The organism is Streptomyces sp. NPDC048600, from assembly GCF_055587025.1.
The window spans coordinates 114962-135026 of sequence record NZ_JBVJGZ010000014.1 but is presented as its reverse complement, the minus strand read 5'-3'; the positions used below and the strand labels follow the sequence as shown (position 1 = coordinate 135026).

20 protein-coding genes are annotated in these 20065 nt (G+C 71.6%); 9 read left to right on the top strand and 11 right to left on the bottom strand.

Annotated elements, in window-relative coordinates; genetic code table 11:
* The first annotated feature begins 63 nt into the window (after positions 1 to 63).
* On the top strand, positions 64 to 1848 hold the full coding sequence (gene gcl / locus ACZ6SQ_RS20420) for a glyoxylate carboligase (protein ID WP_469563897.1): 1785 nt from the start codon (positions 64 to 66) through the stop codon (positions 1846 to 1848).
* Positions 1849 to 1931: 83 nt separating this feature from the next.
* Here gcl and ACZ6SQ_RS20415 read toward each other — a convergent pair whose 3' ends face one another.
* The 4 genes from ACZ6SQ_RS20415 to ACZ6SQ_RS20400 all read right to left on the bottom strand — a co-directional run bounded on the left by ACZ6SQ_RS20415 (position 1932) and on the right by ACZ6SQ_RS20400 (position 6367).
* Positions 1932 to 2174, bottom strand: coding sequence for a hypothetical protein (locus ACZ6SQ_RS20415; RefSeq protein WP_469563894.1), 243 nt, complete (start codon positions 2172 to 2174; stop codon positions 1932 to 1934).
* 795 nt (positions 2175 to 2969) lie between these two features.
* A complete protein-coding gene (locus tag ACZ6SQ_RS20410) occupies positions 2970 to 4427 on the bottom strand; it encodes a catalase (protein WP_469563892.1) in 1458 nt (485 codons plus the stop codon).
* A 176-nt stretch (positions 4428 to 4603) separates the two neighbouring features.
* The gene (locus tag ACZ6SQ_RS20405; RefSeq protein ID WP_469563889.1) at positions 4604 to 5497 is read right to left on the bottom strand and encodes a 2-hydroxy-3-oxopropionate reductase; all 894 of its coding nucleotides are present in this window, start codon (positions 5495 to 5497) and stop codon (positions 4604 to 4606) included.
* A 30-nt stretch (positions 5498 to 5527) separates the two neighbouring features.
* Positions 5528 to 6367: a TIM barrel protein gene (locus ACZ6SQ_RS20400; protein ID WP_469563886.1), complete on the bottom strand. Its 840-nt coding sequence runs from the start codon at positions 6365 to 6367 to the stop codon at positions 5528 to 5530.
* Positions 6368 to 6527: 160 nt separating this feature from the next.
* On the opposite strand from ACZ6SQ_RS20400, the gene ACZ6SQ_RS20395 reads away from it, so the two are divergent.
* The 7 genes from ACZ6SQ_RS20395 (at position 6528) to ACZ6SQ_RS20365 (ending at position 12347) form a co-directional block, all read left to right on the top strand.
* Positions 6528 to 6779 (top strand): hypothetical protein, encoded by a 252-nt coding sequence (locus ACZ6SQ_RS20395; protein ID WP_386381456.1) that lies wholly within the window; start codon positions 6528 to 6530, stop codon positions 6777 to 6779.
* Between the two features lie 47 nt (positions 6780 to 6826).
* Positions 6827 to 7138: a helix-turn-helix domain-containing protein gene (locus ACZ6SQ_RS20390; protein WP_469564063.1), complete on the top strand. Its 312-nt coding sequence runs from the start codon at positions 6827 to 6829 to the stop codon at positions 7136 to 7138.
* Positions 7139 to 7319: 181 nt separating this feature from the next.
* Entirely contained in the window at positions 7320 to 7829 is a 510-nt protein-coding gene (gene uraD, locus ACZ6SQ_RS20385) for a 2-oxo-4-hydroxy-4-carboxy-5-ureidoimidazoline decarboxylase (RefSeq protein ID WP_469563883.1), read from the top strand.
* A 2-nt stretch (positions 7830 to 7831) separates the two neighbouring features.
* The gene (gene uraH / locus ACZ6SQ_RS20380; RefSeq protein ID WP_469563880.1) at positions 7832 to 8242 is read left to right on the top strand and encodes a hydroxyisourate hydrolase; all 411 of its coding nucleotides are present in this window, start codon (positions 7832 to 7834) and stop codon (positions 8240 to 8242) included.
* A gap of 4 nt (positions 8243 to 8246) precedes the next feature.
* A complete protein-coding gene (gene pucL, locus ACZ6SQ_RS20375; protein ID WP_469563877.1) occupies positions 8247 to 9194 on the top strand; it encodes a factor-independent urate hydroxylase in 948 nt (315 codons plus the stop codon).
* 174 nt (positions 9195 to 9368) lie between these two features.
* Positions 9369 to 10748: an 8-oxoguanine deaminase gene (locus ACZ6SQ_RS20370; protein ID WP_469563874.1), complete on the top strand. Its 1380-nt coding sequence runs from the start codon at positions 9369 to 9371 to the stop codon at positions 10746 to 10748.
* 210 nt (positions 10749 to 10958) lie between these two features.
* Positions 10959 to 12347, top strand: coding sequence for a nucleobase:cation symporter-2 family protein (locus ACZ6SQ_RS20365; RefSeq protein WP_469563871.1), 1389 nt, complete (start codon positions 10959 to 10961; stop codon positions 12345 to 12347).
* On the opposite strand, the gene ACZ6SQ_RS20360 is transcribed toward ACZ6SQ_RS20365, so the two are convergent.
* The 4 genes from ACZ6SQ_RS20360 to ACZ6SQ_RS20345 form a co-directional block, all read right to left on the bottom strand.
* Positions 12310 to 12915, bottom strand: a complete 606-nt coding sequence (locus tag ACZ6SQ_RS20360; protein ID WP_469563868.1) for a 3'-5' exonuclease — start codon at positions 12913 to 12915, stop codon at positions 12310 to 12312. The two genes, ACZ6SQ_RS20365 and ACZ6SQ_RS20360, sit on opposite strands and share 38 nt — an antisense overlap.
* Before the next feature lie 161 nt (positions 12916 to 13076).
* Complete coding sequence (locus ACZ6SQ_RS20355) at positions 13077 to 13499, bottom strand: acyl-CoA thioesterase (protein WP_386381613.1); 423 nt, start codon at positions 13497 to 13499, stop codon at positions 13077 to 13079.
* 70 nt (positions 13500 to 13569) lie between these two features.
* Positions 13570 to 14199: a hypothetical protein gene (locus ACZ6SQ_RS20350; protein WP_469563865.1), complete on the bottom strand. Its 630-nt coding sequence runs from the start codon at positions 14197 to 14199 to the stop codon at positions 13570 to 13572.
* Positions 14200 to 14359: 160 nt separating this feature from the next.
* Entirely contained in the window at positions 14360 to 15568 is a 1209-nt protein-coding gene (locus ACZ6SQ_RS20345; RefSeq protein WP_469563862.1) for a pyridoxal phosphate-dependent aminotransferase, read from the bottom strand.
* A gap of 94 nt (positions 15569 to 15662) precedes the next feature.
* On the opposite strand from ACZ6SQ_RS20345, the gene ACZ6SQ_RS20340 reads away from it, so the two are divergent.
* The gene (locus ACZ6SQ_RS20340; RefSeq protein ID WP_469563860.1) at positions 15663 to 16289 is read left to right on the top strand and encodes a winged helix-turn-helix transcriptional regulator; all 627 of its coding nucleotides are present in this window, start codon (positions 15663 to 15665) and stop codon (positions 16287 to 16289) included.
* A gap of 73 nt (positions 16290 to 16362) precedes the next feature.
* Here the strand turns inward: ACZ6SQ_RS20340 and ACZ6SQ_RS20335 are convergent, their stop codons facing one another.
* From ACZ6SQ_RS20335 to ACZ6SQ_RS20325, 3 genes are all read right to left on the bottom strand, one after another.
* On the bottom strand, positions 16363 to 17172 hold the full coding sequence (locus tag ACZ6SQ_RS20335) for a hypothetical protein (protein ID WP_469563859.1): 810 nt from the start codon (positions 17170 to 17172) through the stop codon (positions 16363 to 16365).
* Positions 17172 to 18434 carry a VWA domain-containing protein gene (locus ACZ6SQ_RS20330; protein WP_469563855.1) on the bottom strand — a complete coding sequence of 421 codons (1263 nt, stop codon included), beginning with the start codon at positions 18432 to 18434 and terminating at the stop codon, positions 17172 to 17174. Before ACZ6SQ_RS20330 ends, ACZ6SQ_RS20335 begins: the two co-directional genes overlap by 1 nt.
* An 80-nt stretch (positions 18435 to 18514) precedes the next feature.
* A complete protein-coding gene (locus ACZ6SQ_RS20325; RefSeq protein WP_469563853.1) occupies positions 18515 to 20011 on the bottom strand; it encodes an IucA/IucC family protein in 1497 nt (498 codons plus the stop codon).
* Between the last annotated feature and the right edge of the window lie 54 nt (positions 20012 to 20065).

Genomic DNA, 20065 nt, shown 5'->3' with positions numbered 1-20065 from the left:
CGGAAAGGTCTCACCGCGGGGCGCGACGGAGAGACCGTCCGACAGCCGAAGCAGGAGTAATCCATGGCTCGTATGACCGCTGCCCGCGCGGCAGTCGAGATCCTCAAGCGCGAGGGCGTCACCAACGCGTTCGGTGTCCCGGGCGCGGCGATCAACCCCTTCTACGCGGCACTCGAAGCCGCCGGGGGCGTGACCCACACCCTCGCCCGCCATGTCGAGGGCGCCTCGCACATGGCCGAGGGCTACACCCGCACGCACCCGGGCAACATCGGTGTGTGCATCGGCACTTCGGGCCCGGCCGGCACCGACATGATCACCGGCCTGTACTCCGCCCTCGGTGACTCGATCCCGATCCTGTGCATCACCGGCCAGGCGCCGACCGCGGTGATCCACAAGGAGGACTTCCAGGCGGTCGACATCGCCTCCATCGCCAAACCGGTCACCAAGATGGCGATCACCGTCCTGGAGGCCGCCCAGGTCCCCGGTGTCTTCCAGCAGGCCTTCCACCTGATGCGCTCCGGCCGTCCCGGGCCGGTCCTGATCGACCTGCCGATCGACGTCCAGCTCACCGAGATCGAGTTCGACCCCGAGACGTACGAGCCGCTGCCCGTCTACAGGCCGGCCGCGACGCGCGCCCAGATCGAGAAGGCGCTCGGCATGCTCAACGCCGCCGAGCGCCCGCTGATCGTGGCCGGCGGCGGTGTCGTCTCCGCCGACGCGAGCGATCTGCTGGTGGAGTTCGCCGAACTGACCGGCATCCCGGTCGTGCCGACCCTGATGGGCTGGGGCACCCTGCCCGACGACCACGAGCTGAACGCCGGCATGGTCGGCCTCCAGACCTCGCACCGCTACGGCAACGCGACCTTCCTGGAGTCCGACTTCGTCCTCGGCATCGGCAACCGCTGGGCCAACCGGCACACCGGCAAGCTGGACGTCTACACGGCCGGCCGCAAGTTCGTCCATGTCGACGTCGAGCCCACCCAGATCGGCAGGATCTTCGCGCCCGACTACGGCATCGCCTCCGACGCCAAGGCGGCACTGAAGCTGTTCGTCGAGGTGGCGCGGGAGTCGAAGGCGGCCGGCGAGCTGCCCGACCGCTCCGCCTGGGCGGCGTCCGCGCAGGAGCGCAAGGCCACCCTGCTGCGGCGTACGCACTTCGACGACATCCCGATCAAGCCGCAGCGCGTCTACGAGGAGATGAACAAGGCCTTCGGCCCCGAGACGCGCTACGTCACCACGATCGGGCTCTCCCAGATCGCCGGCGCGCAGATGCTGCACGTCTACCGCCCGCGCCACTGGATCAACTGCGGGCAGGCGGGCCCTCTCGGCTGGACCGTCCCGGCCGCGCTCGGCGTCGCCAAGGCCGACCCGCAGGCGTCCGTCGTCGCCCTTTCCGGCGACTACGACTTCCAGTTCATGATCGAGGAACTGGCCGTCGGCGCCCAGCACAGGATCCCGTACGTCCATGTCCTGGTGAACAACTCCTATCTCGGCCTGATCCGCCAGGCCCAGCGGGCGTTCGACATCGACTTCCAGGTCAAGCTGGAGTTCGAGAACATCAACTCGCCCGAGCTGGGCGTGTACGGCGTCGACCATGTCAAGGTCGCCGAGGGGCTCGGCTGCAAGGCGATCCGGGTGACCGATCCGGGGGAGCTGGGGGCGGCGTTCGAGGAGGCCAAGAAGCTCGCCGCCGAGTACCGGGTGCCGGTGGTCGTCGAGGCGATCCTGGAGCGGGTCACCAACATCTCCATGTCCGGCACGAACGACATCAGCAACGTCGTGGAGTTCGAGGACGTCGCCACGGAGCCGGGGCACGCGCCGACGGCGATCAGGCCCCTCAAGGTCTGACCACCTGGCCGTGTGCAAGGGGCCCGCGCGGTATCGCGCGGGCCCTTCGCCGTGTCTGCTTCGCCGTGTCTGCTTCGCCGTGTCTACGGGGCGTCGTGCTCGGACAGCCCCGGCCAGTCCTCCGGGCCGCCGCCCTGCCACTCGATGAGGTCCTCCTCCTCGACCTCGATCCGGTCCAGGTCGGCGAGCCGCAGGATCTCGACGACGTCGTCGAGGTGGGAGGCGACTCCGAGGGGGTGGTCGTCGGCGGTGACCCTCCGGGAGCCGTCGAGGGCCGGGGGGTGCACCACGACGTGCGGGTGCGGGGGTCGTGGGTGGCGCGCCATGCCTCCAGCTTCCCCCGCGGCCCCCCACGGCGCGACCTCGCGCGGCCCCTTTGGGTGGGTGACCGTCGTTCGTCGTGCGCGGCCCGTGCCGACCCGTTCGCGCAGTTCCCCGCGCCCCTTTGGGTGGGTGGGCGTTGTTCGTCGTGTGCGGGCTGTGGTGGCCTGTTCGCGCAGTTCCCCGCGCCCCTTTGGGTGGGTGGCTGTCGTTCGTCGTGTGCGGCTTGTGGTGGGTTGCTTGCGCAGTTCCCCGCGCCCCTGAGTAGGGGTCTCGCCGTTGTCGGGTGCGGGTGCCTGCGGCCCGTAGGGGTGCGAGGAACTGTGCGTGGCCCGCACCCGGCTTTTCGGGGGCGCGGGGAACTGCGCGAGCGACCCGGGACGGGCCGGACCCGAAAGACTTCGGAACGCACCCGCTTCTCAAGGGGCGCGGGGAACTGTGCGAAGGGGACTGGGCCGCCCCCGGAGACGGCTGAACGCGCCGGAGGCGGGGGCCGTCGGCGCGTTCGGAGAGTTATGGCCGCCCGACGGCACGAGGCTGGGCGCGACAGGACATTCGCGCCGCCGGACGGAATCTGGTGGGCAAGAACCGGGACCGCGACGGGTGCGACGGCTCCGGGCCCCTCCTCCCTCAGGTCAAGAGAAGACACCCGCACCTTCACCACCGCACTGGCTCGCACTCCGCCGCGGCCCACGCCCTGCCCGCACCACCGGCGATCACCCCTCATCCGGATCACCGGTGCCGCGGGCCGTGCGCCCGAACCCGACCTCCCGTCGAGGCCCGGACGCGGTCTGTCGAGGTCAGTCCTCGCGCAGCGCGCGGACCGCCTGCTCCACCCGCCGCCCGTACTCGGGATCGGCGGCGTGGAAGTGAGCGAGGTTCTTCTCGATCACGTCGTCGCGGGAGACCTGGGACAGGCTGCCGGCGATGTTCGCGACCAGACGGGACCGCTCCTCGGCGGACATGAGCCGGTACAGCTCACCCGCCTGGAAGAAGTCGTCGTCCTTGGTGTGCTGCGGGGCCTCGTGCGTGCCGGTGTACCCGGCCACCGCCAACGGCGCCGACAGCGGACGACCGGTCTCCACCGGGCCGTTGTAGGAGTTCGGCTCGTAGTTCTTCGCCCCGCGCCCCTGTGCGTTGGACGCCATCAGTCCGTCACGGCCGTAGTTCTCGACCGTGGCCGCCCGGGGCGCGTTCACGGCGAGCTGGGTGTGGTTGACGCCGAGGCGGTAGCGGTGGGCGTCGGCGTAGGCGAACAGCCGGCCCTGGAGCATCTTGTCGGGCGACGGGCCGATGCCGGGCACGAAGTTGTTCGGGGAGAACGCGGCCTGCTCGACCTCGGCGAACACGTTGTCCGGGTTGCTGTCGAGGACCAGGCGGCCCACCCGCCGCAGCGGGTAGTCCTTGTGCGGCCACACCTTGGTCAGGTCGAACGGGTTGAAGCGGTACTCGGCCGCCTCGGCCGCCGGCATCAGCTGCACATGCAGCGTCCAGGACGGGTGCACGCCCCGCTCGATGGCCTGGAGCAGATCCGTCTGGTGGGAGTTCGGGTCCTTGCCCGCCGTCTCCGCGGCCTGCTCGCCGCTCAGGCTCCGGACACCCTGGTTGGTCTTGAAGTGGTACTTGACGAAGAAGGCCTCGCCGTCGGCGTTCGTCCACTGGTAGGTGTGCGAGCCGTAGCCGTTCATGTGGCGGTACGAGGCGGGGATGCCGCGGTCGCCCATCAGCCAGGTCACCTGGTGCGTGGCCTCGGGGGCATGCGCCCAGAAGTCCCAGACGTTGTCCGGCTCCTGACGGCCCGTGAACGGGTCGCGCTTCTGCGAGTGGATGAAGTCCGGGAACTTGATCGGGTCCTTGATGAAGAACACCGGGGTGTTGTTGCCGACCAGGTCGTAATTGCCCTCGCGGGTGTAGAACTTGACGGCGAAGCCGCGCGGGTCGCGCACCGCGTCCGCGCCGCCGAGCGAGTCGGCGACCGTGGAGAAGCGCAGGAACACCTCGGTACGGCGGCCGATCTCGGCGAGGAAGTCGGCGTGGGTGAACCCGGTGACGTCGTCGGTCACCTCGAAGTAGCCGTACGCGCCGGAACCACGGGCGTGCACGACGCGCTCCGGGATGCGCTCACGGTTGAAGCGGGCCAGCTTCTCCAGCAGGTGCTGGTCCTGGAGCAGCAGCGGGCCGCCGACGCCGGCGGAGGCGGAATTCTGGTTGTCGGCGACCGGGGCGCCGGACTCGGTCGTGAGCACGCACTTCGACATCGGGGACCTTCCGTGCGAGTGTCAGCGGAAATATGTTTCCGCTTCGTGGAGCCTAGAATTGGGCGGACAGAGCGTCAACAGTTTGTTGAAGCTGATTCCGGGCGGCGCCCCCGCCTGGGCGCGACAGGACATGTGTCGGCGGCGGCGCCGCCCGGAAGCCTGGTGACGGGCGCCGGTCAGACCCGGGCGCCGGACAGGCGCTCGACGGCCCGGAGCAGGGCCGAGTGGTCCAGCCCGCCGTCGCCCTGGGCGCGCAGTGACGCCACGAGCTGGGCGACGACCGCGCCGACCGGCAGGGCCGCGCCGACGTTGCGGGCGGCGTCGGTGACGATGCCCATGTCCTTGTGGTGGAGGTCGATCCGGAAGCCCGGCTTGAAGTCGCGGGCGAGGAAGTTGTCCTTCTTGCGCGTCAGCACGGTCGAGCCCGCCAGGCCGCCGTTCAGGACGTCCAGCGCGGCCTTGAGGTCCACGCCCGACTTCTCCAGGAAGACCACGGCCTCGGCGCACGCCTGGATGTTCACGGCGACGATCAGCTGGTTGGCGGCCTTCACGGTCTGGCCCGAGCCGTGCGGACCGCACAGCACCACGGTCCGGCCGAGGGCGTCGAAGACCGGCCCGGCCTCGTCGAAGTCGGCCTGCGCGCCGCCCACCATGATGGACAGCACGGCCTCGACGGCACCGGCCTCGCCGCCGGAGACCGGGGCGTCCAGGACGCGGATGCCCTTGTCGCGGGCGGCCGCGGCCAGGTCGACGGAGGTCTGCGGGGTGATCGAGGACATGTCGATCAGCAGGGCGCCGGGGCGGGCGTTCTCCAGGATGCCCGCGGGGCCGTAGGAGATCGCCTCGACCTGCGGGGAGGCGGGGACCATCGTGATGATCACGTCGGCGTCCGCGACCGCCTCGGCGATCGAACCGGCCACGGTCCCGCCGGCGGCGGCCAGCCGGTCCAGCTTGTCCTGCTCCAGGGTGAAGCCGGTGACCTGGTATCCCGCCTTGATCAGGTTCTCGGACATGGGGGAGCCCATGATGCCGAGGCCGATCCAGGCGATCTTGGGAAGGGTGTTGCTCACGGTGAGGGCCTTTCTGGAAAGCGGTGGTGGTCAGCGGGCCGCGCGGGCCTCGGCGGGAAGCCAGTCGAAGGCCTCGGCGCTCGGGCGGTCGCCCGGCTTGTACTCGAGGCCGACCCAGCCGTCGTAACCGGCCTTGCGGAGCCGGCCGAGCAGGTCCGCGAGGGGGAGTGAGCCGGTGCCCGGGGCTCCGCGGCCGGGGTTGTCGGCGATCTGGACGTGCCCGGTCTTCGCGGCGTACGTCTCGATCACCGAGGGCAGGTCCTCGCCGTTCATGGCCAGGTGGTAGAGGTCCATGAGGAAGCGGGCGTTGCCGAGGCCGGTGGCCTCGTTGACCCGGTCCACGACCGCCACCGCGGCCGGCGCGCTCACCAGGGGGTACAGCGGCGACTCGGGCCGGTTCAGCGCCTCGATCAGCAGGACCGCGCCGATCCGGTCGGCCGCCCGTGCCGCGAGCGCCAGGTTCTCCAGCGCCAGCGCGTCCTGCTCGGCCGGGTCCACGCCCTCGACGCGGTTGCCGTACAGGGCGTTGAGCGCCGTGCAGCCGAGGGACTGGGCGAAACCGGCCGCCACCTCGACGTTGGCGCGGAAGCGCTCGGACTCCTCGCCGGGCACCGACAGGGCGCCCCGGTCCGGGCCGGGCAACCGACCGGCGTAGAAGTTCAGGCCCGTGAGCTGTACGCCCGCGTCCTCGACGGCCTTCCTCAGGCCCTCGAGCTCGGACCGCCCGGGGGTCGGGGTGTCGATCCAGGGCCACCACAGCTCGACCGCGGTGAAGCCGGCCGCGGCGGCGGCCGCGGGGCGCTCCAGGAGCGGGAGTTCCGTGAAGAGGATCGACAGGTTGACATTGAAGCGCTGGTCGTCGAATCCCATGGGGGCCGCGCTCCTTCCGTGTCGAGATTCCGTATTGCGGAAGTTAGTTTCTGCTTATTGGAAGATTGCCGTCGGGTGTCGCGGCTTGTCAAGAGGGGTCGGCAAGAGTGGTCGGGCAAGAGGGGCCGCCGGGAACGTCACCGCGCGTTAGGTTGTGCGCGTGCGATTGAGAGTGGAGTTCACGACCGAGCCGTTCGACCTCGACGAGGCCCCGGCGCACGCGCTGGCCGCCCGTGCGGTGATCGAGGCGGCGGAGCTGGACGCGGTGGACGTCGGCCCCTTCGGCAACACCGCGGAGGGCGGCGCCGACGCGGTCCTCGCCGCGGTGGACGCGCTGCTGCGCAAGTCCCTGCACGCGGGCGCAACCCGGGTCTCGCTCCAGGTCAACGTGATCGCGGAGGGCGCCGAGTGAGTACGGACGAGCCCTTCATCACGGCGGTGAAACCGCTGGTCGACGCCATGGGCGGCGCGTTGATCCCGCCGGACGAGGCGGGCCCGGACGATGTCGTGCTCTCCTGGGAGGGGGTGGACGTCGTCGCCGTGCGGCTGCCTCAGCTCGCCGACTCGCTGGACCACATCCTGGCCGCGATGGAGCGCAAGAAGGGCAAGCCGCTCGCCGACCTGGACCGCAAGGCCAAGCAGGAGGTCGTGCGGATCCTGGAGGCGCGGGGCGCCTTCGCCGTACGGCACGGTGTGGAGACGGTGGCGAGCGCCCTCGGCGTCAGCCGGTTCACCGTCTACAACTATCTGAACCGGGACAAGGACGCCTGATCCGCGGAGGGGTCCGGTCCGGTGCGAGGAGGCCCGATCCGGCGGGTGGGGTCGGGGCCGGCCGGGGACCCGGTTCCGTAACCCGGAATTTTCAACAAAGTGTTGACGTGGCGTTTCGGAGGGCGTTAGCTATCCGCAGCCCGTTCAGCACGAAGGCCGGTTTCCGGCCACGGAGGCTCCCGTGACTTCCACTTCCACGCCGGGCCTGGCCCGGTTCAACACCCTCGGGGAGGACGCGGCCTTCGCCGCGCTCCACGAGGCGTGCGCCTCCACGGCGTGGGTGCGACGGCTGCTCGCCGCCCGCCCGTACACCGCCCCCGACGATCTCTACGCCGCGAGTGACGCCGCCATGGCCGAGCTGGGCGCCGAGGACCTCGCCGAGGCGATGGCCGGCCATCCGCCGATCGGCCGCCCGAAGCCCGGTGACCCGACCTCGGCGCGCGAGCAGCGCGGCATGGCCGGCGCGTCCGAGGAACTCAGGGCGGAGATGCTCGAACTGAACCTGGCGTACCAGGAGAGGTTCGGCCATGTCTTCCTCATCTGCGCCTCCGGCCGGACCGGCGAGCAGATGCGCGACGCGGTCAAGGAGCGGATCGGCAACTCGCCAGAGCGGGAGCGCGAGACCGTGCGCACCGAGCTGGGCAAGATCAACCGCATCCGACTGGCCCGACTCGTCGAAGAGGACGCCTGAGCATGAGCACCAGCACCACCGCCTCCGTGTCCACGCACATCCTGGACACCTCCGTCGGCCGCCCCGCCGAGGGCGTCGCCGTCCTGCTCTCCGCCCGCACCGGGCGGCACGCGGACTGGCAGGCGCTCGGCGGCTCCGCGACCGACGCGGACGGCCGGTGCAAGGACCTTCCGGACCTGCCGGAGGGGACGACCCAGGTACGGCTCGACTTCGCGGTGGAGCGGTACTTCGAGGAATCTGCAGAATCTGCGAAGAAGCAAGCCGATGCGCAGCAGGACGCCCCCGCGAACCGGGACAGCGGTGCCGTGTTCTTCCCCGAGGTGGCGATCACCTTCGCCGTGAACCCCGGGGAGCACTATCACGTACCGCTGCTGCTCAATCCGTTCGGCTACTCCGTTTACCGAGGGAGCTAGCTAGATGACCATCAATTCCCGCCCCGGGCAGCCTGTGATGCTGGGACAGAACCAGTACGGCAAGGCCGAGAACCGCGTCGTCAAGATCACGCGGGACGGCGCCACCCATCACATCAAGGACCTGAACGTGTCCGTGGCGCTGAGCGGCGACATGGACGAGGTCCACTACTCCGGCTCCAACGCCAATGTCCTGCCGACCGACACCACCAAGAACACGGTGTTCGCGTTCGCCAAGGAGCACGGGATCGAGTCCGCCGAGCAGTTCGGCATCCACCTCGCCCGCCACTTCGTCACCTCGCAGGAGCCGATCCACCGCGCGCGCATCCGCATCGAGGAGTACTCCTGGGAGCGCATCGCGACCTCGGACGCCAACTCGAGGTTCATCGGCGCCGACGAGGTCAAGCACTCCTTCGTACGCAAGGGCCAGGAGGTCCGCGTCACCCAGGTCACCTACGACGGCTCGTCGTGGGAGGTCGTCTCCGGTCTGAAGGACCTGGTCGTGATGAACTCGACCAACTCCGAGTTCTGGGGCTACGTCAAGGACAGGTACACGACACTGAAGGAGGCCCACGACCGCATCCTGGCCACCCAGGTGTCGGGCCGCTGGCGGTTCAACTGGACCGACGACGAGCAGAAGATGCCCAACTGGGAGAAGTCCTACGAGCAGACGAGGAAGCACATGCTCCAGGCCTTCGCCGAGACCTACTCGCTCTCGCTCCAGCAGACGCTGTACCAGATGGGCTCGCGCATCATCAACAACCGCAGCGAGATAGACGAGGTCCGCTTCTCCCTGCCGAACAAGCACCACTTCCTGGTGGACCTGGAGCCGTTCGGCCTCAAGAACGACAACGAGGTCTACTACGCCGCCGACCGGCCCTACGGCCTGATCGAGGCGACCATCCTGCGGGACGGCTGCGAGCCTCGGATCCCGGTGGACCTCACCAACCTGTAGGCCGGCGACCGAGTTCCCGGTGGCCTTCACCAACCTGCAAGCCGGCAACTGAATTTCGGCACCCGCGGCCGGGCGGGCGGGCCCTTCCGGCCCCCCGGCCGCGGCACTCAAATCTTCCGGGGTCCTGCCGTGCCCTCTCCCACCCGAGCGCACCATCGTGAAAAGGGGCGAACCATGGCAGCAGCCCAGCGCATCGTCATCGAGAACTGTTCGATCGCGACCGTGGACGCGAGCGACACCGAGTACGCCACGGGCCACATCGTCGTCGCGGACAACCGTATCGAGTCGCTCGGCGCGGGACGGGCCCCGGAGGGCCTGGAGAACGTCGTCCGCCGTATCGACGCCACCGGGCATCTGGTCACCCCCGGCCTGGTCAACACCCACCACCACTTCTACCAGTGGATCACCCGCGGTCTGGCCACCGACCACAACCTCTTCGACTGGCTCGTCGCCCTCTACCCCACCTGGGCGCGCATCGACGAGCAGATGGTCCGCGCGGCCGCGCAGGGCTCGCTGGCCATGATGGCCCGCGGCGGCGTCACCACCGCCATGGACCACCACTACGTCTACCCGCGCAACTCCGGCGACCTGTCCGGCGCGATCATCGGTGCCGCCCGCGACATGGGCGTCCGCTTCACCCTCGCCCGCGGCTCCATGGACCGCAGTGAGAAGGACGGCGGCCTGCCGCCGGACTTCGCCGTGGAGACCCTGGAGGGCGCCCTCGCCGCGACCGAGGAGACCGTCAAGGAGCACCACGACGCCTCCTTCGGCGCGATGACCCAGGTCGCCGTCGCCCCCTGCTCCCCGTTCTCCATCTCCACCGAACTGCTCAGGCAGGGCGCCGAACTCGCCCGCCGCCTCGGGGTGCGCATGCACACCCACGGCTCGGAGACGGTGGAGGAGGAGAAGTTCTGCCACGAGCTGTTCGGCATGGGCCCGACCGACTACTTCGAGTCCACCGGCTGGCTCGGCGAGGACGTGTGGATGGCCCACTGCGTCCATATGAACGACTCCGACATCGCCGCCTTCGCCCGCACGAGGACCGGTGTGGCCCACTGCCCGTCCTCCAACGCCCGGCTCGCGGCGGGCATCGCCCGCGTCCCCGACATGCTCGCCGCCGGCGTCCCCGTCGGCCTCGGCGTCGACGGCACCGCCTCCAACGAGTCCGGCGAACTCCACACCGAACTGCGCAACGCCCTGCTGATCAACCGCCTCGGCGCCCACCGCGAGGCCGCCCTCAATGCCCGCCAGGCCCTGCGCCTCGGGACGTACGGCGGTGCCCAGGTGCTGGGCCGCGCGGCCGAGATCGGCTCCCTGGAGCCGGGCAAGCTCGCCGACCTGGTGCTGTGGAAGCTGGACACCCTCGCCCACGCCTCCATCGCCGACCCGGTGACCGCCCTGGTATTCGGCGCGGCGGCCCCGGTCACCGCCTCCTTCGTGAACGGCGCGCAGATCGTCGAGAACGGCCGTCTGCTCACCGTCGACGAGGACGCCGTCGCCCGCTCCACCCGGGACGAGGCGCGGCGTCTGGCACGGATCGCCGCCCAGGGCTGACCAGTTGATGATCTCCGGCCGGGAGGGACGGCTCCCGTCCGGTGGCCGTGGACCCGAGCGGGGTCCATGGCGGCCGTCCCCGGGGCGTGTGCGGCACGCGTGCGCCCCGGGGACGGTCTCCCGTCCCCCACCGGTCCCGCACGACCGCGAGCACCACCTCCCTGAAACCCGCGTCAGAGCCGACGTGCCAACCGACCGGAGGAGCCGCCCGTGTCCGCCCACCCCGTCGACGAGAAACTCCCCGCCCTCAAGATGGCGACCACCGGACTGCAGCACGTCGCTGCCATGTACGCCGGAGTCGTCGCCCCGCCCCTGATCGTCGGCGCAGCCGTAGGCCTGTCCGGCGCCGAACTCACCTTCCTCACCGGCGCCTGCCTGTTCACCGCGGGCCTCGCCACCTTCCTCCAGACGCTCGGCATCTGGAACATCGGCGCCCGGCTGCCCTTCGTCAACGGCGTCACCTTCGCCGGTGTCGCCCCGATGACCGCCATCGTCGCCTCCACCGACGACAGGTCCGACGCCCTGCCGGTCATCTTCGGCGCGGTGATCGTGGCCGGTCTGCTGGGCTTCCTCGCCGCCCCGTTCTTCAGCCGGACGGTCCGCTTCTTCCCGCCCGTGGTCACCGGCACCGTGATCACCCTGATCGGTGTCTCCCTGCTCCCGGTCGCCTTCGGCTGGGCCCAGGGTGCGAGTCCCGCGGCCGACGACTACGGCTCGGGCCAGAACCTCGGCCTGGCCGCCGGCACCCTGCTGATCGTGCTGCTGCTGCGCCGCTTCACCCGCGGCTTCGTCAAGCAGATCGCGGTCCTGCTCGGTCTGGTGGCGGGCACGCTCATCGCGATCCCGCTGGGCGCCACGGACTTCGGCCCGGTCGCGGACGCGGACATCGTCGGCTTCCCCACGCCGTTCCACTTCGGCGCTCCGCAGTTCCAGCTCGCGGCGATCCTGTCGATGTGCGTGGTGATGGTGGTCTCCATGACCGAGTCCACCGCCGACATGCTGGCGCTGGGCGAGATAGTCGAACGTCCGGCGGACGAGAGGACCATCGCCGCCGGTCTGCGCGCCGACACCCTCGGCTCCGCGCTCAGCCCGCTGTTCAACGGCTTCATGTGCAGCGCCTTCGCCCAGAACATCGGGCTGGTGGCGATGACGAAGATCCGCAGCCGGTTCGTCGTGGCCACCGGAGGCGGCTTCCTGGTCCTGATGGGGCTGTGCCCCGTCGCCGCCTCGCTGATCGCGGTCGTGCCCCGCCCGGTCCTCGGCGGCGCGGGTGTGGTGCTGTTCGGCTCGGTCGCCGCCAGCGGCATCCAGACGCTGGTCAGGGCCGGCCTGGACAAGGACAACAACGTCCTGATCGTGGCCGTCTCCCTGGCCGTCGGGATCATCCCGATCACCGAGCCGGAGTTCTACCACGCCTTCCCGGAGACCGCGAGGATCGTCCTCGACTCCGGCAGCTCCACCGGCTGTGTCGCGGCGGTCCTGCTGAACCTCGTCTTCAACCACCTCGGCAAGGGCCGCGACGCCCATGACGTCACCCACCCGATGGAGGCGGGCGAGGAGCTCAGTCCTGCGCCGGCCCGGGCCCCGGCCACCTCATAAGGTTCGCGAACAGCTCGGCCTGCTCCACGGCGTCGTCCAGCGCGTGATGCGTATGGCGGCGCCGTGAGAGCAGTTCCCGGGGCATGGTCCCCTTCACCACGGCCCGCAGCGGCAGCCCGGCCTTCGTGGCGAACAGGGTCTTCATGTCCATGCACCCCGAGTGCCCGAACGGACTCCGGCCGGTGAACCGGATCAGGTACCAGTACAGGAACGTCCAGTCGTACGACGCCGGGTAGCCGCACATCACCGGCTGCGCCCCGGCGCTCACCTCCTGGACCCAGGCGCTGAACTCGGCCAGCGCGACGGCCGGTTCGGCGCCCTCGGCACTGAGCCGCTCCCGGTCGAGACCGCTAACCGCCAGCGCCTCGGGCACGAAGTCCTCGCTGACGGGCCGCAGTTCACGGTAGAAGGTCTGCTTCTCGGGATCGGCCGCGGTGAACCCGTCGGCGTCCTGCGTCCCGGCCACCGCCGCGCCCAGGCTGAGCATGGAGTAGGGACCGGGGATCGGGCCGTCGGCCTCGATGTCGACGGAGATGTAGAGACTCGGTTTGATACGACGTGATGCCATGGCTCCGCAGCATCGCAGGCCACCGGCGGCCCGCGCATCCGAGATTCCCCGCACGGACGCGGCGCTCGGCGCGGACCGGACCCCGGCGAGCGAACGTCGTCCTCCGGGCCCTGAGGCCTGTTGCCGAAGTCCCGTCCGCCCGGCGAATTCGACGAGAGGCCCTAGAGACCGAACAGCGCCGGGTCCGAGGCCAGTTCCTTGAAGCGTTCGCGCGGGTCGGCGACCAGGCGGCGGGCGGCGAGGTCCATCAGACCGCCGACGGCCTCGATCTCCGCCGCGACGGTGCCGTCCGCCTTGCGGATGGTCTGCGCGATCCGGAAGGTCTTGCCCTCGCCCCACAGGAAGGCGCAGGTCACCTCGACCTCGTCACCGGCGAGCAGTTCTCGGCGGTAGCGGATGGTCGTCTCCAGCGCCACCGGGCCGACGCCCCGGCCCACCAGGTCGGCCTGGCGGATACCGGCCGCCTGGAGCAGCGACCAGCGGGCGTGCTCGGCGTAGTTGAGATAGACCGCCTGGTTGAGGTGGCCCTGGGTGTCGGTCTCGTAGCCGCGGACGGTCACCGGCACCGAGAACGGCTCGTTCACTGACTCGCTCACTGTTTCCCCTCGTCGGCGGCAGACACTCTGTGTGCGCTGCAACGATCCTGTCATGCGCTCAGGCCCGGCGCGGCGAGGCCAGCAGATAGCGCGCCCGGGTCCGCGGTTCGGTGTGCTCGCCCGCCTGCCAGCCCGCCCGTTCCAGCGTGGCGGCGCAGGCGCGCAGCGCCGCCTCGTCCGGCTCGTGCACGGCGACGGCGTCCGGCTGCGGCGTCGCCCGCACCCGGTAGCCGGGGCCGTCCGCTCCGGCCGGGGCGTGCCCGCCCGCCTCCAGCGCCAGCGCGGCGGCCCGCACCAGATGCGCCCGCTCCCAGCCGCAGGGCCGGTCCACGGCCGCGTCGGGGTTGGTCATCCGGCGCAGCTCCAGCAGCCCCTGCCAGGCGCTGTGGACCTCACGGAGGCGGGCCGGCCCGGCGGGGGGCTCCTCCTCGCCGCCTGCCCGGGCGGCGAACACACCCCCCGTGGCGGGCGGCCGCACGGGCGGCGGCGCCTCCTCCTCGGGCACCGCCTCCCGTATCCGGTGCCCCGCCGGGGTGAGGAAGTGGTCGTGCGGCGGTCTCGGGTGCCGGAAGGCCAGACCCCGGCCGACCAGGGACGCGAGCTGCGCAGGGGTGCCGCGCAGCCGTCCGGTGACCGGGTCGGCGGCGTCGATGACACGCCGCTGTGCGGCGGTGGGCGGTCGGCTCACGGCGTGCTCCTCTCCGGGGACGGGCGCGGGGACGCGGTTCGGCAGGGTGCCTTCGAAGATCCGGACACTTCGCAGCGTACGGCCCGCCACTGACAGTCCGCCCCGGCCGGCCGGACCCGCCCCGACCGGCGCCCGCCCCGGCCCCGGCCCGCGCCGCCCGCTACTGCCGGTACCCGCTCAGGAAGCGTCCGATCCGGCCGATCGCCGCCTCCAGGTCCTCCGCGTGGGGCAGGGTGAGGATGCGGAAGTGGTCGGGGGCGGGCCAGTTGAAGCCGGTGCCCTGGACGACCTGGATCTTCTCGCGCAGCAGCAGGTCGAGGACGAACTTCTCGTCGTCGTGGATCGGGTGCACCTTGGGGTCCAGGCGAGGGAAGGCGTACAGCGCGCCCTTGGGCTTCACGCAGGACACACCCGGGATCTCGTTCAGCTTCTCCCAGGCCGTGTCGCGCTGCTCGTACAGCCGTCCGCCCGGCGCGGTGAGCTCGGTGATGGACTGCCGCCCGCCGAGCGCGGCCTGGATGGCGTACTGGGCGGGCGCGTTGGCGCACAGCCGCATGGAGGCCAGCATGGTCAGGCCCTCCAGGTAGTCCTTCGCGTGCTGCCGGGGCCCGGTGACCACCAGCCAGCCCGAGCGGAAGCCCGCCACCCGGTAGGTCTTGGACAGACCGCAGAAGGTGAGGACCACCAGGTCGGGGGCGAGGGCGGCGGCCGAGTGGTGCACGGCGTCGTCGTACAGGATCTGGTCGTAGATCTCGTCGGCGAAGACCATCAGGCCGTGCCGGCGGGCGAGGTCGAGGACGCCCTCGACGATCTCCTTGGGGTAGACCGCGCCGGTGGGGTTGTTGGGGTTGATGAGCACGACCGCCTTGGTGCGGTCGGTGATCTTCGACTCCATGTCGGCCAGGTCCGGGTTCCAGTCGGACAGCTCGTCGCACAGATAGTGGACGGCCTTGCCGCCGGCGAGCGTCGTCACGGCCGTCCACAGCGGGAAGTCCGGGGCGGGGATCAGGATCTCGTCGCCGTCCTCGACCAGTGCCTGCACAGCCATGGAGACCAGCTCGGAGACACCGTTGCCGAGGAAGACGTCGTCGACGCCGACCTCCAGGCCGAGGGTCTGGTAGCGCTGGGCGACCGCGCGGCGGGCGGAGAGGACGCCGCGGGAGTCGGTGTAGCCGTGGGCCCGGGGGAGCATCCGGATCATGTCCTGGAGGATCTCCTCCGGCGCCTCGAAGCCGAACAGGGCCGGGTTGCCGGTGTTCAGGCGCAGCACGCTGTGCCCCGCCGCCTCCAGCGCGTCGGCGTGCTCGATGACCGGGCCGCGGATCTCGTAGCAGACCTCGCTGAGCTTGTTCGACTGCCGGAACTCCATGCGCTGCGCCCTCCGGTACGGTTCTGCCAAGTGGCTACTTGGTTTTACCAAGTGGCAGCTTGGAAAGTCCAACGACATGTCTAGACTGCGTCGTATGCCACCTCGCCGAAGCTACGACCAGTACTGCTCCGCCGGCCGGGCGCTCGACGCCGTGGGCGACCGCTGGACCCTGCTGATCGTCCGTGAGCTGCTCGCCGGCCCCCGCCGCTACACGGACCTGCACGCGGACCTGCCGGGCGTCAGCACGGACGTGCTCGCCTCCCGGCTGAAGGACATGGAGCGCGACGGTCTGACGACGCGGCGCCGGCTGCCGCCGCCCGGCGCGGCCTACGTCTACGAACTCACCCCGCACGGCCGCGCCCTGCTCCCGGTGCTGCTCGCGCTCGGCACCTGGGGGCAGGGCGAACTGGCCGAGCGCAGACCGACGGACGCGGTCCGCGCGCACTGGTTCGCGCTGCCGCTGCTGCGCCTGCTGGACGGCGAGGGCCTGGTCGAGGTGCGACTGGAGGAGGGGGACTTCCATCTGCACGTCGGCGCGGCGGACGGACCGGCGTACGGCCACGGGCCCGCGCCCCGCGACCCGGACGCGCGGCTGGAGATGGACGCCGGGACCTGCCTGGCCGTCGTACGGGGCGAACTGGCCCTCGCCGAGGCCGTGCGGGCGGGGAAGGCCGGGGTGAGCGGCGACGGGGCGATCGCCGAGTCCCTGCGGGAGGGCTGAGAAAAGCGCGGGGCCCGCCGTGCGTCACGCACGGCGGGCCCTCGGTGTGCTCCGGTCGGTCCGGGCTCCCGGATCAGGCTCCCGGAGGGACGTGCGTCGGCCGGCCCGCACCCCGGGTCAGCCGGTAGCCGCCGATGCCGGCGAGCGCGGCCAGCACACCGCCGATGCCCGTCCACACCCAGCGGTCGGACCACCAGCCCGAGGCCCAGCCGTCCTCCGGCTCGATGGCGGACAGCACCGCGGCGGCCGAGTCCTCGTCCTCCTCGGCGGAGTTCGCGGCCTCCATGGCGACGCCCGGCACCAGCGGCTCGCCGAGCGAGCCGTCCACCGCGGCCGCGCCGCCGATCTCCTTGGCGTCCACCCGCACCTCGGCACCGACCGGCAGACCCCGGTCGGCGGCGCCCAGGCCCACGGCGCTCAGCCGGACGTAGTACGTGCCCGGCAGCGGGTCGTTCGCCCACGGCTCGGACCAGGAGCGCACGGTCCGCATCACACAGGCCAGTTCGACCGAGGCCGTGCCCGGCGCGGCCGTCCGCGTCTGCTTGCCGTACTGGCACGCCTGACGGCGGCGCAGTCCGTCGTAGACCTCCACCTGCCAGGTCTCGCCGGTGTGCGCCTCGGGGAGCTTCACCGTCGCCCGGACCTCCGGCCGCTGCCCGGCGTCCGCCGGGAAGGACCAGTACAGGAAGTCACCCGTGGAGCCGTTCGCCGTGGCCGTCTGGCCCTGGTCGATCTCGGTCGCCGTACGGAACGACGTGCCCGCCTCGGTGGGCGCGCCGCTGTCCCCGGACGGGCTCGCCGACGGGGTGGAGTCCGCCGCGGCGGGCGCGGCGGCCAGACCCAGCACCAGCAGGGCCGTGCCGAACATCCTCGTGAAACGCATCAGTTGGTCCTCCAGACCGCGACCCGCCAGCGCGACAGCCAGCCCCACAGCAGACCGGCCACGAACCCGGTCAGGATCAGCGCGCCCAGCAGCCACCAGCCGCGCCCGAGACCGAAGGAGGCCACGTCGTCGGAGTCACCGGGGCCGTCGACGACGTCCACGGTCAGCTCCAGCGGCAGACCGGGCGTGGTCTCCACGCCGGCCGCGGCGGCGAAGGAGTGCGTCACCTGGACACAGACGCCCTCGGCCGGCGCGTCCTCCTCGTCGCTCTCCGCCTTCGGATAGCGCAGACCCGTCGAGATCACGTCCGTACGGCCGTTGCCCGACGCCTCGCCGCGCACGATCTCCCGGCCGTGCGCGGTCACCGCCCGCAGCAGCACGCCGTACGACGGGGCAACGGCCCGGTCGGCGGCCACGCTCGCCGAGACACGCAGCTCCTTGCCCGGCTCCACGTCCACCCGGTACCAGCGCTGCTGCCCGAACTCCGCCCGGTCGGTGTAGAGGCCGGACTTCAGCACGGGCGCCTTCGCGCACGCCTCGGCGCCCTCGGTGGCCACCGGCGTGACCACCGGATCGGCCGCCCGGTCCACCAACTGGTTCACCTTGTCGGTGAGTTCCTCGGTGTGCTCGACGGAGGAGTAGGTGCCGCCCGTCGCCTCGGCGATACAGCTGAGCTGCTGGCGCATCTTGGCGTTGGGCACCAGGCCCAGCGTGTCGATGGTCAGGCCGATGCCACGCGCGGCTATCTCCCGGGCGACCTCGCACGGGTCCAGCGGGGCGCAGGTGTCCTCGCCGTCGCTGATCAGCACGATGCGCTTGGAGCCGGAGCCGCCCTCGAGGTCGTCGGCCGCCTTCAGCAGCGCCGGGCCGATCGGGGTCCAGCCGGTGGGCGTGAGGGTCGCCACCGCCGTCTTGGCCTCGGTCCGGTCCAGCGGGCCGACCGGGTAGAGCTGCGCGGTGTCCTTGCAGCCCGTCTTCTGGTCGTCGCCCGGGTAGTTGGCGCCGAGGGTGCGGATGCCCAGCAGCACCTCCTCGGGCGTGGCGTCGAGGACCTCGTTGAAGGCCTGCTTCGCCGCTGCCATCCGCGACTGGCCGTCGATGTCCCGGGCCCTCATCGAGCCGCTGACGTCGAGGACCAGATTCACCTTGGGCGCGAGGGCCGTGGTCTCGTCGGCGACGGCCCCGGACGGGACCGCGATCCCGGCGGCCAGGGCGGCGAACAGGACGCAGACTCCTGCCGCCAGCCGTTTTCTTGTGATCATCGGCGGATCCTATTGAGCCCGGGTGACGATCTTCAAAGCGGGGTGCGGCCCTGGGACCGGACGGCTCTCCCGGGCTGCCGTCAGCCCAGCGGATTCGGCAGGTTCGTCCACTGATCGCCCGGCGTACCCGGTGACAGCCGCATCAGCGTCAGCGCCTTGGCGGGCAGCGGCCCACCCGTCAGCGCGTCGAGATCCGGCGTGCGCGGCAGATCCCGCACCGCCTCGCCCAGAGCCGCGCCCAGCGCCCGCCCCGAACCCGTCGTCCCCGCCAGCGCTCCCGCGACCAGCGAGCCGAACAGCTTGCGGCGCAGGGCCGTCACCTCGTCGGTGAGGATCCGCCCGGGCATCCCCTCGGGCAGCGGAACCCCGTGACGGGCCAGGCGTTCCGGGCTCACCCGGATGTCGGCCAGATCGCGGTACACCAGCCGCAGCGGAGCCCCCGCCGCGGACAGGACGACCAGCAGGTTCTGCCCGTGCGCCTCCAGGGCCACGCCCAGCGCGAGCAGCCGCAGCCCCACCGTGAGCGCCAGCCGCGCGAACCGTGCCGACCACTCCGGGTCGTCCGGCAGACCGGTGAGGGGCAGCGCGGCCACCGGCACCACCCGCTCGTCCCCGGCCGCGTACACCGACGGCGACTCCCGCAGCATCGCGGCCAGTTCGGGCGAGTCGGCCGTGGCCGCGCCCAGCGTGCGGGTGACGTGCAGCAGCCCGTCCGAGCGGGCCGCGAGCGACTCGCCGAACTCCGACAGCGCCGCCGACGCGACCACCGAGCCCACCGAGATGTCCCGCACCGAGGACGTCAGCCGCGCGCTGAGCGCGGTCTTCACATGCGGCCCGCCGGGGATCTCCAGGGTGCGCAACGACATCAGCGGCCGCGCCTCGGGACCCTGCCCCGGCGTCTGCTTCAGCACATGCTCGGCCTGCCAGGGATGCACCGGGATCAGCAGCCGCCCGCCGTCCCGCAGTTCGGCGGGCCACTCGCCCGACACCAGACACCGCTCCGCGGCGGCCGGCACCAGCCCGAGCCGCACCACCGGGCCGTGCTCCGGCGCGTACGCCAGCTGATCGGCCACCGAGAACCCGGGCCGGGAACGGCAGTTGGGGTGATACGGGTGCCCGTCCACCACCCGCCGCTCCCACTCCCAGCCGTGCACCGGCCAACCCGGCCCGTCCTGGACCCGGTTGGCACGGGACAGCGCCGACGACACCGCGCTGTGGTCGAGTTCCGCCGCCAGACCCGCCCCGTTCGGGACCTCCAGCGCGTCCATCAGCCGCGCCGGATCGTCGTACTCCCGCTCGTCCAGCCGTACGACGGTGACATACGCGTCGGTGGCGTACGGGTCGGGCACCGGGCCGCGCAGCCGCCGGCCGTCGCACAGCCGCAGGGTCAGCCCGTCCGGGTCCGGCTCGCGGCGCTCCACCCACGGCAGCGGGTCGTACGCGAGCCCGCGCCACAGCCGGGTCAGCACCGCGGCACGCGCACCCGGCAGCCCGGCCGTGAACCGGACCAGCAGGTCGGGCCGTACGACGGCCAGTTCGGCGGCCGCCGTGGGCTCGGCGGTCAGGGATCGGTGCACGTCGGGCTCCTCGGGTACGGGAGTGGAGAGCGTACGACGGTCACGCCGGGGCGT

Bases quoted from the DNA above. Each gene is read 5' to 3' on its own strand.
- ACZ6SQ_RS20360 (WP_469563868.1), bottom strand. From the start codon at position 12,915: ATGGCATCACGTCGTATCAAACCGAGTCTCTACATCTCCGTCGACATC.
- uraH (WP_469563880.1), top strand. From the start codon at position 7,832: ATGAGCACCAGCACCACCGCCTCCGTGTCCACGCACATCCTGGACACC.
- ACZ6SQ_RS20415 (WP_469563894.1), bottom strand. From the start codon at position 2,174: ATGGCGCGCCACCCACGACCCCCGCACCCGCACGTCGTGGTGCACCCC.
- pucL (WP_469563877.1), top strand. From the start codon at position 8,247: ATGACCATCAATTCCCGCCCCGGGCAGCCTGTGATGCTGGGACAGAAC.
- ACZ6SQ_RS20400 (WP_469563886.1), bottom strand. From the start codon at position 6,367: ATGGGATTCGACGACCAGCGCTTCAATGTCAACCTGTCGATCCTCTTC.
- ACZ6SQ_RS20330 (WP_469563855.1), bottom strand. From the start codon at position 18,434: ATGATCACAAGAAAACGGCTGGCGGCAGGAGTCTGCGTCCTGTTCGCC.
- ACZ6SQ_RS20370 (WP_469563874.1), top strand. From the start codon at position 9,369: ATGGCAGCAGCCCAGCGCATCGTCATCGAGAACTGTTCGATCGCGACC.
- ACZ6SQ_RS20340 (WP_469563860.1), top strand. From the start codon at position 15,663: ATGCCACCTCGCCGAAGCTACGACCAGTACTGCTCCGCCGGCCGGGCG.
- ACZ6SQ_RS20335 (WP_469563859.1), bottom strand. From the start codon at position 17,172: ATGCGTTTCACGAGGATGTTCGGCACGGCCCTGCTGGTGCTGGGTCTG.
- ACZ6SQ_RS20410 (WP_469563892.1), bottom strand. From the start codon at position 4,427: ATGTCGAAGTGCGTGCTCACGACCGAGTCCGGCGCCCCGGTCGCCGAC.
- ACZ6SQ_RS20390 (WP_469564063.1), top strand. From the start codon at position 6,827: ATGGGCGGCGCGTTGATCCCGCCGGACGAGGCGGGCCCGGACGATGTC.
- ACZ6SQ_RS20345 (WP_469563862.1), bottom strand. From the start codon at position 15,568: ATGGAGTTCCGGCAGTCGAACAAGCTCAGCGAGGTCTGCTACGAGATC.
- gcl (WP_469563897.1), top strand. From the start codon at position 64: ATGGCTCGTATGACCGCTGCCCGCGCGGCAGTCGAGATCCTCAAGCGC.